The sequence below is a fragment of the Tenacibaculum ascidiaceicola genome, from assembly GCF_047470925.1.
GTDB lineage: Bacteria > Bacteroidota > Bacteroidia > Flavobacteriales > Flavobacteriaceae > Polaribacter > Polaribacter discolor.
In genome coordinates, this window is sequence record NZ_JAZKJP010000007.1 from 123,035 (window position 1) to 141,011 (window position 17,977).

General features: G+C 33.0%; 12 protein-coding genes. 4 read left to right on the forward strand and 8 right to left on the reverse strand.

What is annotated here, in order from left to right; genetic code table 11:
* Positions 1–36 precede the first annotated feature (36 nt).
* Both VBY68_RS08240 and VBY68_RS08245 read right to left on the reverse strand, forming a co-directional pair.
* Positions 37–873, reverse strand: a complete 837-nt coding sequence (locus VBY68_RS08240) for a ZIP family metal transporter (protein ID WP_124589739.1) — start codon at positions 871–873, stop codon at positions 37–39.
* 19 nt (positions 874–892) lie between these two features.
* On the reverse strand, positions 893–1,552 hold the full coding sequence (locus VBY68_RS08245; RefSeq protein WP_099214718.1) for a metal-dependent transcriptional regulator: 660 nt from the start codon (positions 1,550–1,552) through the stop codon (positions 893–895).
* 133 nt (positions 1,553–1,685) lie between these two features.
* Between VBY68_RS08245 and VBY68_RS08250 the strand changes: the two genes are divergently transcribed.
* The 3 genes from VBY68_RS08250 to VBY68_RS08260 all read left to right on the forward strand — a co-directional run bounded on the left by VBY68_RS08250 (position 1,686) and on the right by VBY68_RS08260 (position 8,974).
* On the forward strand, positions 1,686–4,016 hold the full coding sequence (locus VBY68_RS08250) for a TonB-dependent receptor (protein WP_124589742.1): 2,331 nt from the start codon (positions 1,686–1,688) through the stop codon (positions 4,014–4,016).
* A gap of 135 nt (positions 4,017–4,151) precedes the next feature.
* Positions 4,152–6,899 (forward strand): TonB-dependent receptor, encoded by a 2,748-nt coding sequence (locus tag VBY68_RS08255; protein WP_124589744.1) that lies wholly within the window; start codon positions 4,152–4,154, stop codon positions 6,897–6,899.
* Between the two features lie 122 nt (positions 6,900–7,021).
* On the forward strand, positions 7,022–8,974 hold the full coding sequence (locus tag VBY68_RS08260) for a hypothetical protein (RefSeq protein WP_415269439.1): 1,953 nt from the start codon (positions 7,022–7,024) through the stop codon (positions 8,972–8,974).
* A 53-nt stretch (positions 8,975–9,027) separates the two neighbouring features.
* Here VBY68_RS08260 and VBY68_RS08265 read toward each other — a convergent pair whose 3' ends face one another.
* The 5 genes from VBY68_RS08265 to rimP all read right to left on the reverse strand — a co-directional run bounded on the left by VBY68_RS08265 (position 9,028) and on the right by rimP (position 15,596).
* On the reverse strand, positions 9,028–9,453 hold the full coding sequence (locus VBY68_RS08265; RefSeq protein WP_124589750.1) for a hypothetical protein: 426 nt from the start codon (positions 9,451–9,453) through the stop codon (positions 9,028–9,030).
* An 87-nt stretch (positions 9,454–9,540) separates the two neighbouring features.
* On the reverse strand, positions 9,541–10,512 hold the full coding sequence (locus VBY68_RS08270) for a zinc metalloprotease (RefSeq protein WP_121148499.1): 972 nt from the start codon (positions 10,510–10,512) through the stop codon (positions 9,541–9,543).
* Positions 10,513–10,872: 360 nt separating this feature from the next.
* A complete protein-coding gene (infB, locus tag VBY68_RS08275) occupies positions 10,873–13,737 on the reverse strand; it encodes a translation initiation factor IF-2 (RefSeq protein WP_415269440.1) in 2,865 nt (954 codons plus the stop codon).
* A gap of 128 nt (positions 13,738–13,865) precedes the next feature.
* On the reverse strand, positions 13,866–15,122 hold the full coding sequence (nusA, locus tag VBY68_RS08280) for a transcription termination factor NusA (RefSeq protein WP_099214726.1): 1,257 nt from the start codon (positions 15,120–15,122) through the stop codon (positions 13,866–13,868).
* Between the two features lie 12 nt (positions 15,123–15,134).
* Positions 15,135–15,596, reverse strand: coding sequence for a ribosome assembly cofactor RimP (gene rimP / locus VBY68_RS08285; RefSeq protein WP_099214727.1), 462 nt, complete (start codon positions 15,594–15,596; stop codon positions 15,135–15,137).
* 158 nt (positions 15,597–15,754) lie between these two features.
* On the opposite strand from rimP, the gene VBY68_RS08290 reads away from it, so the two are divergent.
* Positions 15,755–16,582 carry a universal stress protein gene (locus VBY68_RS08290; protein ID WP_124589752.1) on the forward strand — a complete coding sequence of 276 codons (828 nt, stop codon included), beginning with the start codon at positions 15,755–15,757 and terminating at the stop codon, positions 16,580–16,582.
* A gap of 135 nt (positions 16,583–16,717) precedes the next feature.
* Here VBY68_RS08290 and VBY68_RS08295 read toward each other — a convergent pair.
* Positions 16,718–17,977: hypothetical protein (locus tag VBY68_RS08295; RefSeq protein ID WP_415269441.1), on the reverse strand; the 1,260-nt coding region annotated here is incomplete at its 5' end.

Genomic DNA, 17,977 nt, shown 5'->3' on the forward strand with positions numbered 1-17,977 from the left:
TTTGTTTAGCTTTTTAAGTTTATTCTTATTTAATCTCTACCCTAAACCAACGTCTAAAGACATCATTACTATAAATCCACCTATAAAACCTAGAGTTGCAATGTCGGTATATTTATCTCGTTGTGTTTCTGGAATTACTTCTTCAACTACTACAAAAATCATTGCTCCTGCTGCAAACGCCAAAGCATATGGTAAAATAGGTGTAAAAAACGATACTGCTACCGCTCCTAAAACTGCTGCTACTGGCTCTACAATAGCTGACAATTGCCCGAACCAAAAACTTTTAAAACGACTTATTCCTTGTCTTCTCAAAGGCATAGCTACTGCAAATCCTTCTGGAAAATTTTGAATTCCTATACCAATAGCTAATGAAATGGCAGCAATAATCATTTCTGTTTGCTCAACTCCTGCCAATGTTGAAGCAGCCCCAAACAAAACACCTACAGCTAATCCTTCTGGAATGTTATGTAAGGTTATTGCCAAAACTAGCAAAGTGGTTTTATGCCAATCTGTTTTCACACCTTCCACTTCATGCTCTTTAAAGTTTATATGCAAGTGAGGCAACAATTTATCCATTCCAAATAAAGCCAATGCTCCCAGGGCAAAACCTACTGCTGAAGGTAGTACTTTTACAAACCCTTCTCCTGGACTGTTATCAATTGCTGGTGCTAATAAACTCCAAAAACTTGCAGCAACCATCACTCCTCCTGTAAAACCAAGCATCCCGTCTAAAACGGCTCGGTTCATTCTTTTAAAAAAGAAAACTAATGCTGCTCCTAAAGCAGTTAACCCCCAAGTAAATAATGAAGCATATAACGCTGCTTGAATAGGGTGTTCTTTCCCAAAGCTAACTAATTGATTAAATAAATTCATTTATAAAAATATTGTTTCTTTAACGTGATTTTTGAATATATAAGTTACTTGCTATTTTGTTAGATACGGAAAGTGTTTTACCATCCATCTCTATAACTAAAGAACCATCAAAAGGTTCTTTTTCCACTACTTTTATTTGTTTTCCTAAGGCGATTTCTTGTTTATCTAAAAAACGTAGAAATTCTGAAGAGCTATCATCAACACCAACACAAACTCCTATTTCATTTTTCTTTAAAGTAGACAACAAGCTTTTTTCTATTATTTGCAGGTTTCCTTCTTTATCTGGAATAGGATCTCCATGTGGATCTCTTTTTGGATAATCTAAAAAAGCATCCAGCTCATTAATTAATTTTGGAGATTTTATATGCTCTAATTGTTCCGCTACTTCATGCACTTCATCCCAAGAAAAGTTTAATTTATCTACTAAAAAAACTTCCCATAATCTATGCTTACGAACAATATTTGCTGCTATTTTTTTTCCAAAATCAGTTAATGTTACTCCTTGGTACTTTTTATAACTCACTACGTTTTTTTCTGATAGCTTTTTAACCATATCAGTAACTGAAGAAGCTTTAGTATCTAATTTTTTTGCTATTGCATTTGTACTGATACCTTTTTTATAATCAGCTGCTAAATGATACATTGTTTTTATGTAGTTTTCTTCAGATTGACTAAACATTATGATTTTTTTAGATATACAAATATATAGTTTTTGATTTAATTAAACATATTTTTAGTCTTGACTAAAAATTAATTTATATTTGCATAAATTTTTATTTTAAAAAATTATTCAACAGGAAACTATTTTCAACATGAGAAATCATATTGCCTTAGCAGTTATATTATTATCAAGCATTGTAAATGGACAAGTAATTAAGGGAAAAGTTACTTCTTCTTCAGGAGAAACAATTCCCTTTGTTAATGTATTTATAAAAGGAACAGATATTGGGACCACCACAGATGAGTCTGGGAACTATATATTAGAAACAACGAAAAATAAATTCATTTTAGTTGCTTCAATGATTGGTTTTATATCAGAAAGAAAAACTGTTATCCTACACTCTTCTCAAGAAAAAATAGTTAATTTCACATTAACTGAAACTGCAGAAATTTTAGATCAAGTTACTGTTACCGGGACTCGTACCGATAAACGCAGAACTAATAGCCCAGTTATAGTTAATGTAATCAACAGTCAAACTCTGGCAGATGTACAAGCATGTAATTTATCAGAAGGTTTAAAGTTTCAAACTGGTTTACGTGTAGAAACCGATTGTCAGACTTGTAACTATACGCAACTTCGTATGAATGGTTTAGCTGGTGGATATTCTCAAATTTTAATTAACGGTCGTCCTATCTTCAGTCCACTAACTGGATTATATGGTTTAGAACAAGTTCCTACTAATATGATTGAACGAATAGAAGTTGTTCGTGGTGGTGGGTCTGCCTTATATGGCTCGAGCGCTATTGGTGGTACAGTAAATGTTATTACGAAAATTCCGAAAAAAAATAATTACAGCATAGGTTACACCTATCAAAACATTAAAGGAGCTTCAGATCACATAATTGCTGGAAATGCTACCATAGTAAATGAAGACAGGAATGCTGGCGCTTCATTTTTTATTAATAATAGAAAAAGAGAATTGTACGATGCTAACGGTGATAACTTTTCCGAATTGCCTGAATTGAAGAATAATTCATTTGGAACTAACTTATTTTTCCTTCCTACAGATAATCAAAAAATAGAAATCAACTTTAGCAAAATGAATGAGTACCGTTATGGTGGAGAAATGGTTGATAAAGCCCCTCATTTTGCAATGCAATCGGAAGAACGTGTACACGATGTATATGTAGGAAACATTGATTACCAAATCAATTTTAATGATGATAAAAGTTCAATCATTACTTATTTTGCTACACAATATACCGATAGAGAACACTATACTGGAATTCGACCAGACGTTGGTACTGATGAAGATACTAAGCACCTGGCTAAACCTCCTTATGGTAACTCAGTAACAACTACTTTTCAAGGAGGGTTACAATTCAATCATCAATTAGAGAAGTTTTTAGGAGGAAACAACGTGCTAACTTTAGGTGGTGAATTTGTACAAGATGATGTTTTTGATATTATTGAAGCATACGAATATAAAGTGGATCAATTAACTCAGAACTTTGGGTTCTTTTTTCAAAGTGATTGGGAAGTAAATAAACAATTAAATTTACTAACAGGTATTCGTTACGACAATCATAAATTAAATGCTTTAAAGCAAGACGGAACTAAAAAGACTATTGTAAATAATGTTGCCAGCCCAAGAGTATCTTTGTTATTCAAACCCTTTGAAAACACCCAAGTTAGAGGAACATGGGGAACCGGATTTAGAGCTCCACAAGCTTTTGACACTGATTTACATATTGCTTTTGCTGGAGGTGGAGTTTCACGGGTACTATTATCTGACGACTTAAAAAGAGAACGTTCTAATAGTTATACTTTATCCTTTAATTACGATAAACCTACCGAACATTATATCTACGGGTTCACTTTTGAAAGTTTTTATACTAACTTAAAAGATGCTTTTTATTTAGAATCTATTGGAGAAGATGAATTTGGTGAAGTTTTTGAAAAAAGAAATGGTGATGGTGCAGTAGTTAAAGGAATTACTTTAGAAACACGCTTAAACTATGATGGAATTTTACAATTAGATGCAGGCTTCACTTATCAGTCTAGTAAATATAACTCAGCTGTTAACAATTCAGATGAACTACCTTTAAAAAAAGAATTTTTACGTACTCCTAACACCTATGGATACGCTACAGCAACCTATACACCAAACCAAAAATTTAAAACAGCATTAAACTTAGTATATACAGGTAGTATGGAAGTACTACACTTAGCTTCTCCTCAAAACCTAACCGCAGACGAGTACTTTAACTCTCCTTCTTTTTTTAATTTAGGTATTAACAGCAGCTATACGCTTAATATAGAAAAACTGAAAACTGACTTAGAATTTACTGCCGGAATTAAAAATATTTTTGATGAATATCAATCAAAATTTGATATAGGTAAAGAGCGTGATAGTAATTTTATTTACGGTCCTGCTACACCAAGAACCTTTGTTTTTGGCGTTAAATTTACAAACAATTAATACTTTAATAACATACCTAAATCCAGTTAACGTTAAATAAACATTCTAATAATACAAACGTAATTCCTACATAACATTAGCTTTACTATTTAACTTGAATTTTGCGGGATAAATAAACAGAATTCAAAGATTAGAATGAAAAAAATATTATTTATAGCTTTTTTAAGCTTATGTAATCTAGCATTTTCTCAAAGCAAAGGTACTGTTACTGGTACAGTTACTGACAAAGAAATGAGCGGAGAGGCCTTACCTTTTGCTAATGTCTTTATTAAAGGTACTTCTATCGGGGGGACAACCGATATGGATGGTAAGTACACTCTTAGTGTACCTACAGGAAATCAAACTATTGTTTTTAGTTTCGTTGGTTACCAAACTATTGAAAAACAAATAGTAATAAAAGAAAACGAAACAACTACAGTTAATCAAGAATTAGGAGCTAATGAAGGGGTTGCATTAGACGAGGTTAAAATTAACGCCACAGTTAGTAGAGAAAAAGAAACTGCATTATTATTAGAACAAAAGAAAGCTACTGTAATTAAAGAAAGTATTGGTGCACAAGAACTAGCTAAAAAAGGAGTTAGTGATGCCGCTGCTGCCACTACAAAAATCTCTGGTGTTAACAAAAGTGAAGGATCAGGTGACATTTACATTCGTGGTTTAGGTGACAGATATTTATCTACAACAATGAATGGGTTACCAATTCCTTCTGATGATGTAAGTAATAAAAATGTTAACTTAAGTTTATTCAATACAAACGTTATACAAAACGTAGGTATTAGTAAAACATACGCTACCTCAAGCTATGCTGATCAAGCTTCTGGAAATGTTGATATAACTTCTAAAGAATACACAAAAGATATGTTTTCTATAGGTATTAAAGGAGGTGTTAACACTAACGCAATTGAAGTTAATAATTTTAGAAGTACTATTATTAATGATGATGTAACTTTTGGCTTCCATCAAAAAAAGTTTGCTCTTCAAAACCTAATGACTATACAGGGATGGGATACTAAAAAAGGTGAAACACCAATTAACTATGGAATTTCATTATCAGGAGCAAAAAGATTCAATTTATTTAATAAAGAATGGAAAATCTTAGCTTCTGCTTCGCATTCTAAATCATCTGAATACAGAAATGGTTTATTTAAATCTTACAGATCTAATGTATTAAATAACTCATTTACGGATGTTGAAAATTTCATTTCTAAAACAAACTCTACTGGTTACATAAGAGTTGACCTAAAATTAAACGACAACAACAAATTAAAGTATAACACTTTGTTTGTTAACAAAGGTGAGGATGGGTTATATGAGCAAGGTAGAAATGGAGAAGGATATGTATTTGATCAAGATCCACAAGAAGAGGGGGCTTTTGTTAGAGATCAAAACTTTAAGCAAACTACCATGTTTGTAAACCAATTAATGGGTGAACATAAATGGAATAAAAACAATCAATTAAACTGGGCAACAGGTTACAACTTTGTTTTAGCAGAAGAACCAAACCGTATTAGAAATGAAGTAAACATATTAGATATTGACTCTAGTCCATTAGTTCAATTTGCTCATGTTGGAGATTATCAACAACGAAAATCTTCTCAAAAAATTGAAGATACTGAATACAATGCTTTTATTGAGAACCAGTGGTCTTTAGGACATGTCACTGATGAATACGAAGACAAGCCTTATAAATTAAACTACGGATTAAATTTCCGTAAAAAAGAAAGATCTTTTAACTCTTTGTTTATAGGGTTTAGAGCTAAAGGCTTCACAGCTCCTTCTGTTGATCAAATCTCAGAAACTTTACAACAAGGAACTAATGCTGGTTTAATTTTAAGAGAACAACAACCAGATTTATACCAAGGAGAGTTATTTGTTTTAGCAGCTTACACAAACTTCGACTTTAAATTTGACAACAAATTATCTGGTAATATTGGTTTACGTTTTGAAAGAGACGAAATTGATATGGCTTGGAACGTAGCAAACCGTCCTGGTAGATTTGGATCAACAAATAGAGTTTACGAAAGTTTGTACCCTAGTGTAAATTTAAAATATGAATTAAACGATAGAAACTTTATCCGTTTTGCATCAAGTGTGACTCAAACACTACCTGAATTTAAAGAATTATCTCCATTCGAATATGTTTCTCCTACAGGCCGTGTCATCGGAGGTAATGAAAGTTTAGAAAAATCTGATGTCTATAATGTTGATTTAAAGTGGGAATTTTTCCCTAATAGAAGCCAATTAATTTCTGCTACAGCTTTTTACAAACAAATTAACAACCCAATAAACTTAACACAAGAACAAGGTTCTTCAGGTTACTTTAAGTTTTTCAACACAGGTGAGCAAGCTGATATTTTAGGTTTTGAAGTTGAAGGTAGATTAGACCTTTTAAAGAACGAAGACGAAGAAACTGTATTAAATGCTACCGCTAATCTAACTAAGATGTGGTTTAACCAAGACTTATCTCCTAGATACCAGTTTAAAGGAAAATCTGAGTCTGAATTACAGGGAGCTTCAGACTTTATTGTTAATGGTTCTTTAAGCTACTCTAACAATAAAGAAAATGAATTCATTGCAACTCTAACAGGTAACTATGCTTCTGATAAAATTTATGCATTAGGTGCGCCTGAAGATTTTGATAATAGTGCCACTCTTTATAACGACGAAATTATTGAAAAAGGGTTTATAACTCTAGATCTTGTATTAAGCAAACAAATTTTTAAAGGATTTACAGCTAAGTTAATTGGTAAAAACTTATTGAACCCAAAAATTGAGCAAACTCAATTAGTTCGTGATTTAAACACTTTAATTGAAACTAATGAAACAGTGCTTTCTTATAAAAAAGGAAGACAGGTTTCTTTAAGCTTAAATTACACATTCTAAGCTTCATTAACTTTAAATTAATATTTGTTGCTTTATATAACAATCAATTAATATTCACTTAAAAGAAACAAAAACCAGAGGTTATTAATTTGTACAATAAAATTAAACTAAAGAAATCAAAAATGAAAAGATCATTTAAATTATTAAGTATAGCAGCTCTTTCTGCTGCAGCTTTAACTTTTACAAGTTGTGGTAGCGATGACCCTGCAATTTTACCTCCAGACGTTTCTAATGTTGTAGAGAAATTACAAAACGGAATCATGAGTGGTGAACTTTCAGAAGATTATACATTATCAAACGCCTCTTATTCATTAACTAGCTCTTTTGTTATAAAAGATGGAGCTACTTTAACTATTCCTGCTGGAACTAGTATTGTTGCAGACGCAAAAGGAACTGATGTTTATATCGCCGTTTTACAAGGTGGTAAAATCAACATTAACGGAACCAATAGCAACCCTGTAGTTATGAGTTCTAGCGATGGTAAACCTGGTGATTGGGGTGGTTTAACTATCTGTGGAAAAGCTACTACTACTGCTGGTACTAATGTTACTGCTGAAGTTGGAGGATTTATTTACGGTGGTACTCAAGACGATGATAACTCTGGAGTTATTAAAAACTTAGTAATTAAAGGTACTGGAGCACAAATTAATACAGAGTCTCAATACAATGGAGTTTCTTTCTATTCTGTAGGTTCAGGAACTACTGTTGAAAACATTGCTGTTTTTGATGGAGCTGACGATGGAGTTGAGTTCTTTGGAGGAACTGTTTCAGCTAAAAATATATATTTAGAAAACTTAGAAGACGATGCTATTGATTGGACTGAAGGATGGAATGGTACAGTTGAAAACTCTTATGTTGTAAATACCAAAGCTGGTTTTTCAACTGTTGTAGAAGCTGATAAAGACAACAAAAACCCTAAATTAGTTAACTTAACAGCTAAGTCAATTGTTGGTGGTACTGCTTTACAATTTAAAAAGCAATCTGGTGCTACTATTACAAACTTATTCTTAGAAGGATATGATGACAATATTGATATGAAAGACGGTGGTCCTTTAGCAAACGTAATTATCGAAGGAGAAGCGGCAAAATTAGATACTGAATACAAAACTGGAACTAAAGTTGACATTTCTGGTTGGTCTTTTATCAATGGAGAAATCGTTGAAATTACTCCTTTAGTAGGTGAGGTTACAGGAAATGTAACGTTAACTTCTGATAAAACTTATAACTTAACTGGTTCTTATATCGTAAAAGACGGAGCTACTTTAAACATTGAAGCTGGTACAAAAATTATCGTTGACCCAAAAGGAACTGATGTTTATATCGCTGTTTTACAAGGTGGAAAGATTAACATTAATGGTACTGTTGATGCTCCTGTAGTAATGGCATCTGCTGCTGGTAAGCCAGGAGATTGGGGTGGTTTAACTATCTGTGGTAAAGCAACAACTTCTGCTGGTACAGATGTTACTGCTGAAGTTGGAGGATTTATCTACGGTGGTACTCAAGACGATGATAATTCAGGAGTTATTAAAAACTTAGTAATTAAAGGTACTGGAGCACAAATTAACACTGAATCTCAATATAACGGAGTTTCTTTCTATTCAGTAGGTTCTGGAACTGTTGTTGAAAACATTGCTGTAATTAACGGTGCTGATGATGGAGTTGAGTTTTTTGGAGGAACTGTTTCTGCAACTAACCTATACTTAGAAAATAACGAAGATGATTCTGTAGACTGGACAGAAGGATGGAACGGAAAAGTAACTAATACTTATATTTCTCATACTATTGCTGGTTTCTCAACTGCTTTTGAAGGAGATAAAGTTAATAACAATCCTCAGTTTGAAAACCTAACAGCTATTTCTACTGTTGGTGGTACAGCTTTACAGTTTAAAAAGACTTCTGGAGCTACTATTACTAACATTTGGTTAGAAGGATATGATATGAACATCGACATGAAAGATGGTGGTCCTTTAGCAAACGTTGTAATTGACGGAGAAGCTGCCTCTACTACAGCTGATTATAAAACAGGAACTAAAGTTGACATCTCAACTTGGTCTTGGAGAGAAGCTGGATTATAATAGCTTAACTTTAGTTATAAATAAAAAAACCGAGCAAATTGCTCGGTTTTTTATTATTCTTTTAAATCAGAAAGACTGTATAATAAATCTTCTAGTTTTTTTAATTCTTTTGGCGGATTACCAGCATCGAATGTGCTTGATTTATATTCCTTATCAGCTATTTTAATAGTTAATTCAGCATGCAAAGCCCCATCTGTTATTCTTTTTTCACTTGGCGCCTTTAAATCGCTTATTTTATCTAAATTCAACTCATTAACTATCCTTTTTAGCTCTTCTAACTGTTCTTTAGTTACTTCTTTAGTTCCTTCCTTTTGATACGTTTTGTATGATAACTTATTTCCTTCAATAGTTAACTGCACCAAACTTCCCCTTGTTTGAGCTTCATAAGCTATTTTATCAAACTCTTTTGTTTTATTCTGTGCTGCACAATTCATCATTAATAAAAACACTACAGGTACTATTATTTTTAAGTATTTCATCTATTCTTACTTTTTAGTTTATGATAATAAAAAGACGCTCTTTTAAATAAAGAACGTCTTAATATATGAATTTCGTATTAAAACAGACTAGTCTGCCATAGTAGCTCTAAACCCTCCTGGAGCAAATACTGCATCCATTCTAGCTTTTTGACCTTCTGTAAACATATACATACAGCTATCGTCAGAATAATCCATAAAGTTCATCGTCATGTTAGCACTACCACACTCAATTACTGGGTAAGTAGGGCATCCTCTACTATTTCCGTCAGCGTCTGGAGTATCAGCAACAAAATCGCTAGCACCACATCCTCCATCACCCCAAATGTGACGTAAGTTTAAATAGTGACCAACTTCATGCGTTGCTGTTCTTTGGTTACGACCAACAAAACTATGTGCTAAAACTACACCGTCTGTAGACCAACTACCTCCTGGAAACTGTGCGTATCCTAAAATTTGTCCTCCTCTATATGGCATAACGTTTACAATCCAGATATTTAAAAATTCTTGTGGATTAACAACATCACTACCTCCTGAAGAAGTAAATTTCATTGAATCATCTGGTCTCCAGCTTCTCTTTTTTGTATTTTGAACTCTAATTACATCCTCAATAACAAAATCGATATTTACATTTGCTTCAACTCCTGCAAACTCAGCAGGCATTGCTCCTCTGTTAGGATTCTGCATATTAAAGTCTTCGTTCAATGCATCAATTTGGTCTTGCAATACCGATAATGATAAGTTCTCACTTGCTTGACGATAAATTACATGATAAACTACTGGTATTTGTATTTTTCCATTTACTAACCTAGCTTGAACATCTCCAGATTTAACTTTTTGTAAGTAAGATGCAGTAAAATTTTCGATGTTCTCCATTTTGCTTTTTAAGCTAGGGTCGTTAGCCATATTTGCTTCTAGAACATCATTAGCAAAACATTGTTTTTCTGCCTTTTGTAAAGTTGATACTTCAGCTTCTGGCTCTAAATTTGGATTTTGTTCATTTGTTTGACAACCTACTAAAATTCCAGCAGCAATTGCCATGGTAAGAAAAATTCTTTTCATGTTCTGAATGTTTAAAAATTAATATTATAAACACTAAAAGTGTTGTTTGTTTTGTTAAAAATTACAAACAAAATACCTTTAAAAAAGATAAACTGTTAATATTTTATTACATAAACAATAATTTGAAGGTTTTTTTAACGATACGCAATATATAATTTTCAACACACAATCAAAATTTTTTTTTCTTGCTCATTTACAACACCTTACTCCCTTTAAATATCACTTGCGAGTAATAATGGATAAAGATGTCTTTTTTAAAACACTTAGTAATGAAGAGAGTAAAAAAAGTCATTTTTAGTCATCAAGCACAAAAAAAGGTGCCTAATTAGGCACCTTTTATATTGTATATTAAATAAGTAATTACTTAAGCTTTTTCTTAACTGCAACTTCAGTATAAGCTTCTAATGTATCACCTTCTTTAATATCATTATATCCTTTAATTTGAAGACCACAATCGTATCCTTTAGTTACCTCTTTAACATCGTCTTTAAAACGTTTTAATGAAGTTAATACACCATCATGAACTACAATTCCATCTCTAATTACACGAACTTTAGAGTCTCTTGTAATTTTTCCTGAGATTACCATACATCCTGCAATGTTACCAATCTTAGAAATCTTATAAACTTCTCTAATTTCTACATTACCAAGAACTTCTTCTTTCATTTCTGGAGATAACATACCTTCCATTGCATCTTTCAAGTCATTGATAGCATCATAGATAATTGAATATGTTCTGATATCAACTTCCTCTCTATCTGCAACTGAACGAGCGTTTCCTTGCGGACGTACATTAAATCCAACGATAATTGCATCTGAGGCAGTAGCTAATAACACATCAGACTCTGTAATTGCTCCAACTCCTTTATGAATTATATTTACTTGAATTTCTTCTGTAGATAATTTTTGGAATGAATCTGTTAAAGCTTCTACTGAACCATCAACATCTCCTTTTAAGATGATGTTTAATTCTTTGAAGTCTCCTAACGCAATACGACGACCAATTTCTGCAAGTGTTAGTGTTTTTTGTGTTCTAACTGATTGTTCACGTTGTAATTGAGAACGTTTAGCTGCTATTTGCTTCGCTTCACGCTCATCTTCAAATACATTGAATTTATCACCTGCTTGTGGCGCTCCATCTAAACCTAAAATTGACACCGGTGTAGAAGGTCCTGCTTCTAATACTTTTCTTCCTTTATCATCAAACATAGCTCTTACTTTTCCACTATGTTTTCCTGCTAAGATGTAATCTCCAATTTTTAATGTACCTGCTTGCACTAATATTGTAGATACGTATCCTCTACCTTTATCTAATAAAGCTTCAACAACAGCTCCATTTGCATTCTTATTAGGGTTTGCTTTTAACTCTAATACTTCAGCTTCTAATAATACTTTTTCTAGTAGTTCATCAACCCCCTGTCCTGTTTTAGCAGAAATTTCTTGTGATTGAATGTTACCTCCCCAATCTTCTACTAATAAGTTCATAGAAGAAAGTTGTGTTTTAATATTATCTGGATTAGCGTTAGGCTTATCTATCTTGTTTATTGCGAAAATAATTGGAACTCCTGCTGCTTGTGCGTGAGAAATTGCCTCTTTTGTTTGTGGCATTACATCATCATCAGCAGCTACTACGATAATTACTAAATCTGTTACTTGAGCTCCACGAGCACGCATCGCTGTAAAGGCTTCGTGACCTGGTGTATCTAAGAAGGCTATTTTTTGATCTCCAACATTTACGGCATAAGCTCCAATGTGCTGGGTAATACCTCCAGATTCTCCTTCTATTACATTCGCATTACGGATGTAATCTAATAACGATGTTTTACCGTGATCTACGTGACCCATTACTGTAATAATTGGAGCACGAGTAACTAAATCTTCTGGTTTATCTTCAGTTTCTTCAATAGATTCCTCTACTTCAGCCCCAACAAACTCTACAGTGTAGTTAAACTCTTCGGCAACAATTTGTAATGTTTCAGCATCTAAACGTTGGTTCATTGTTACCATCATTCCTAGCATCATACAACTAGAAATAATTTGAGTAACAGGAACATCCATCATCGTAGCTACTTCACTTACTGTAACAAATTCTGTTACTTTTAATACCTTACTTTCAGCTTGCGCTGCTTGTAATTCAGCTTCACTTTGCTGACGGTGAGCATCTCTTTTATCTCTACGATATTTTGCACCTTTTCCTTTTTTAGATTTACCTTGAAGTTTTTCTAAGGTTTCTCTAACTTGTTTTTGGATTTGTGCTTCTGTTAATTCTTCTTTTGGAGCTGTAGCTGGTCTTCTACCTCTTTGACCTCCTCGGTTTCCACCTCTTTGGCCTCCTCGGCTTTGACCTCCTCTATTATTTCCTTGAGGTTTTGCTCCTGAACCTGGCGCTCCTGGTTTGCTAATTCTCTTACGTTTCTTCTTATCTCCGTCTGTCTTAGCTTCTGGCTTTTTCTTTTTAGGTCTTTCAAATTGTTTTAAATCAATTTTTTGACCTGTAAAACTAGGACCATCTAATTTCTTATACTGAGTTTTTATTTTCTCAGCATTTTCTGGAGTAACCTCAGTTTCTTTTTCTGATTGCTTCACCTCTTTAACCTTTTTTTCAACAGTCTTTTTTACTTCTTTAGGCTGTTCTTTTTTCACTTCCTTCTTAGGAGTATTAACTGTTGTTATTTCCTTCGGTTTTTCTGTTTTTGGAGGCTCTGGCTTTTTCTCTTCTGTCTTTACTTTTACTGGTTCTTCAACTTTTTTAGTTTCTTGAACTGGTTTAACAGGCTCTTCTTTCTTAGGTTCCTCTACCTTCTCCTCTTTTTTTGTAGGCTCAACTGGTTTAGCTACTTCTGTTTTTTCTTCAACAGCTTTACCAGTTTCAACATCTATTTTACCTACAGTTTTAAGTTCTAACTTATCTGCTTTGGCTTTTAAAACTTCTTGTTTTTTAACTTCTTCTTCTAATCGCTTTTTTTCTTGCTCTTGCTCTAATTGCTGACGTATTGCCTCTTTCTCTTTTTTCTTTTCTTCGCTAACTTCTTTAGAGGCCACCTTTTTAGATTTATCAGTTTGAAAACCATCAAATAAAATTTGATACTCTTTGTCTGATATTTTGGTAGTAGGGCGAGCTTCTATCTCATAGCCATTTTTAGCTAGGTGTTCTACAGCTCTATCTAAAGAAATGTTTAGTTCTCTTAAAACTTTATTTAGTCTTAATTTTTTGCCTTCAGCCATATATTGTTTTATACTTTTTATTGAAAAAACACACTTTACACGCAACACGCATAGTTATGCTTTTTTTCTACTTTTTGCTAGATTTTACATGGATTACCCACAAAGGAAACTAGCTTCCTTACTATATATTAGTCTTCGAATTCTTCTCTTAAAATTCGTTGAACATCTAAAATTGTTTCTTCTTCTAAATCGGTTCTCTGTACTAACATTGATACGTCTTTTTCTAAAACGCTCTTTGCTGTATCTAAACCAATCTTCTTGAATTCTTCAATTACCCAAGCTTCGATTTCATCTGAGAATTCTGTTAATTCAACATCTTCTTCTTCTATTCCTTCTCTTTGAACGTCTATTTCGTAACCTGTTAATTCACTTGCTAAACGAATATTAACACCAGCTCTACCAATTGCTTTTGATACTTCTTCTGGCTTTAATAAAACATTTACACGTCCTTTTTTACCATTCTTCTCTTCGTCATACATCTGAATATCTACTGAAGTTACTTTAGCAGGACTTAATGCTCTTGCTACGAACAACTGCTCGTTTTTAGTGTAATTGATTACATCAATATTCTCATTACCTAACTCACGAACGATACCGTGAATACGAGAACCTTTTACACCAACACAAGCTCCAACAGGATCAATTCTATCATCATAAGAATCTACTGCTATTTTTGCTTTGTCTCCAGGAATTCTTGCAACACCTTCAATAGTAATTAAACCGTCGAAAACTTCAGGAATTTCTTGTTCAAATAATTTCACTAAGAACGCTGGCGAAGTTCTTGATAAAATAATAGCTGGTTTGTTACCTCTTAACTCTACTGATTTTATCACTCCTCTAACTGCATCTCCTTTTCTAAAGAAGTCAGAACGAATTTGTTCACTCTTAGGTAAAACAATCTCATTTCCTTCGTCATCCAACAAAATTACAGCATTATGACGAATATGATGCACTTCTGCACTATAAATTTCTCCTTCTAAATCTTTAAATTGCTTGAAAACGTTTGTACTATCGTGTTCGTGAATTTTAGATATTAAGTTTTGACGCAATGCTAAAATAGCACGTCTTCCTAAATCTACTAGCTTTACTTCTTCAGAAACATCTTCACCAATTTCAAAATCTGGTTCAATTTTTCTTGCTTCTGAAAGTTCAATTTCCTCATTATCGTCTTCAGACATTCCATCTGCTACCACCACTCTATTTCTCCAAATCTCTAAATCTCCTTTATCTGGGTTGATAATGATATCAAAGTTTTCGTCAGACCCAAACCTACGTTTTAAGGCTGCACGAAACACTTCTTCTAAGATAGACATTAATGTTACTCTGTCTATGCTTTTATTATCTTTAAACTCCGAAAATGATTCAATTAACGCAATATTTTCCATTTCATTCTCTAATTAAAATATGATCTTCACTTTTGCTTCTTTAATATCTTGATACGCTAGTGTTTTTGTTTTCTCTACCGTATGCTTCCCTTTACCTATTGGCTTAGGCTCTCTTGCTTTCCAAAACAAGGTAATAGTGTTTTCTGTTACCTCGGTTAATGTTCCTTCAAATTCTTCAGTTGCTGTTTTAACTTTTAGAATTCTGTTTATGTTCTTTTTATACTGACGCTTAACTGTTAATGGTTGAGCTATATCTGGTGTAGTGACTTCTAACGAGAAATCTTCTTCTTCTCTGTCTAAATTGTGTTCTATATTTCTACTAATACGAATACATTCACTTAGAGGCACACCTGAATCACCATCTACTATTACCTTTATTTTATTGTCTGCCAAAAACTGTAAATCTATTAAATATAATGATTCGTTTTCCTCTAAGGCTTCTTGTAATAATTCTTTAACTCGTTCTTGATTCATCTTAGGTATAAAAAGAGGGGACTCTCGTCCCCTTCATCTATCTGATTAATAAATTTGCTGCAAATATAGTAAGTTATTCATTAACACACAAATATCTTTTATTTGTTAATTGTTTTTTCGTATATTTAAAAGACTATCTCTCTTTAAATCTTCTTATTATGAAAAAAATACTAGTACCAATCGATTTTTCAAAACCTTCGGAATATGCTTCGAAGCTAGCCTCGACGATAGCTAAAAAAGCTAATAGCGAAGTTCATCTACTTCATATGGTTGAGCTTCCTACTGGATTTGTAGACATGGGCTCAGGAACTAATTTTAGTATCCCTGAAAGCATGTTGTATATTAGAAAAGTTCGTGACAGAATGCTTGATTACAAAAAACAGTTTTTTCCAAAAAACGACAATGTCAAACATGCTATCAGATTTCAGAGTCCTTTTGATGGAATTCAAGATTATTCTAAAAAAATTGGAACAGATCTTATTATTATGGGAGCCAAAGGTCACACAAACTTAGAAGAGATTCTTATAGGTTCTAACACTGAGAAAGTTGTAAGAAATTCTGAAATCCCTGTTATTGTTACTAAAAAAAATGGGGATCATTTCATTCCTAAAAATCTTGTTTTTGCTTCAAGCTTTAAACCTGATAAAACTAAAGCTTTTGAACGGTTTTTAGACTTTGCTCAAAATTTTGACAGTAAAATTAACTTATTGAAAGTAAATACTCCTCAAAAATTTGAAAACACTCAAGAAACCAACAAACGAATTAAAAAATTTATCGCAAAATATGATTTAAAAAACTACACTATTAACGTTTATAATGATTCTTCAATCGAAAAAGGAATTTTAAACTTTTCAAATAAAATAAATGCAGATATTATCGCTTTAGCTACTCATGGAAGAAGTGGTTTATCTCATATTTTTAATGGAAGTATCACCAAACACTTATCTAAAAAGTCAATAAAACCAATGCTTACTTTTAAAGTTTAGACAAACTTTAATAAAGGAGAAACGCTAAGATAAATATCTTAGCGTTTCTTTTGTTTGGTTAGTTTCAGTTTTAAGGGTTTGTTTAGAGAAGCCTTTTATCAAACTCCTCTAAACGATCCCTATTCATAATTCAGATTACTTTCTCTTCTTAGATCGCATTGCTATTATTTTCTTATTAACAACACCTCTACTTGTAATCACTCTTACAATTAAAGCTTGATTTTGAACATTTGACATATCGATTATCATTTGCTCTTTAGTTCCTTTGATATAAGAATTATTTTCAACTCTTTTAATTAAAATACCATTCATAGTGTAAATCTCGATAGCTACATTGGTATCAAACTTATAATTATACTCCACTGTCAACTCATTTTCAAATGGAACAGGGTAAGCACTAAAGTTTAATGGTTCTTGAACTTGTTCCTGAACAGGTTCTTCACATGGTGCTACAGAACCACTAGGAGTAAAAGTTCCATTATTATCTATCGACTCATTACATCTACAAACTTCTTCACAAACTTCTGCATGAGCTATTACATATATTGGTCCACTTGCTTCAATAGGTCCTACTGTATAATTAGATGCATAATCTAATTTTTTAGTATTGAAGTTGTACTGTCCAGGAGCTACAGTCTCTTTATTACCCTTTATAGGGTACTTTTCACATCCTATATACACATGTGCTACACTCATTACATACCCTTCAAACAGATTATATTCCACTGAAACATACCCTCCATCATATGTAATGGTTACCTCACCTGATTGTACTCCTTTGGAAACATCACATTGTGCTGCTCCAGAATATAATGGTAAAGTATAAACTCCTTCTGTTTCAAAATAATTTGTCCAACCCCAACGATTAAACCCATCACTCAAGAAACAAGTGTTATTATTACCTCTTGCAAAAGCTGTTTCACAGTTTTCAAATAAATCTGTTTTATTTGACATTGTAACAGTTTCAGTAACACTATTACCACAATCATCTGTAGCCGTGAAAACATAATCTGCATACTGAATACAACTTTCTTCTCTTATATTTGTAGGATACGCTGTCAGATCTCCTCCAGCCGAACAATTGTCTGTCCATCTAGCATTCAACATTTCTGGTAATCCTTCATCACATAACTCAAGACTTTCAGGTAAGTCAACTATTACAGGATTAGTTTCATCGTACATTCTGGTTACGCGGATTACCACTTCTGATGCTGGGTTTCCACAGTCATCCGTTGCATTGAACGTGTAGTCTCTGTATTGTGTACAACCATCTTCACCTGCCATTACTTCTCCGGCTACTCCGTTTAGGCTTCCTGATTTCTCACCTCCGATTCCACAGTTATCTGTCCAAGTAGTGCTTACCACTTCTGGCCATGCTTGGTTACATTCTTCTAG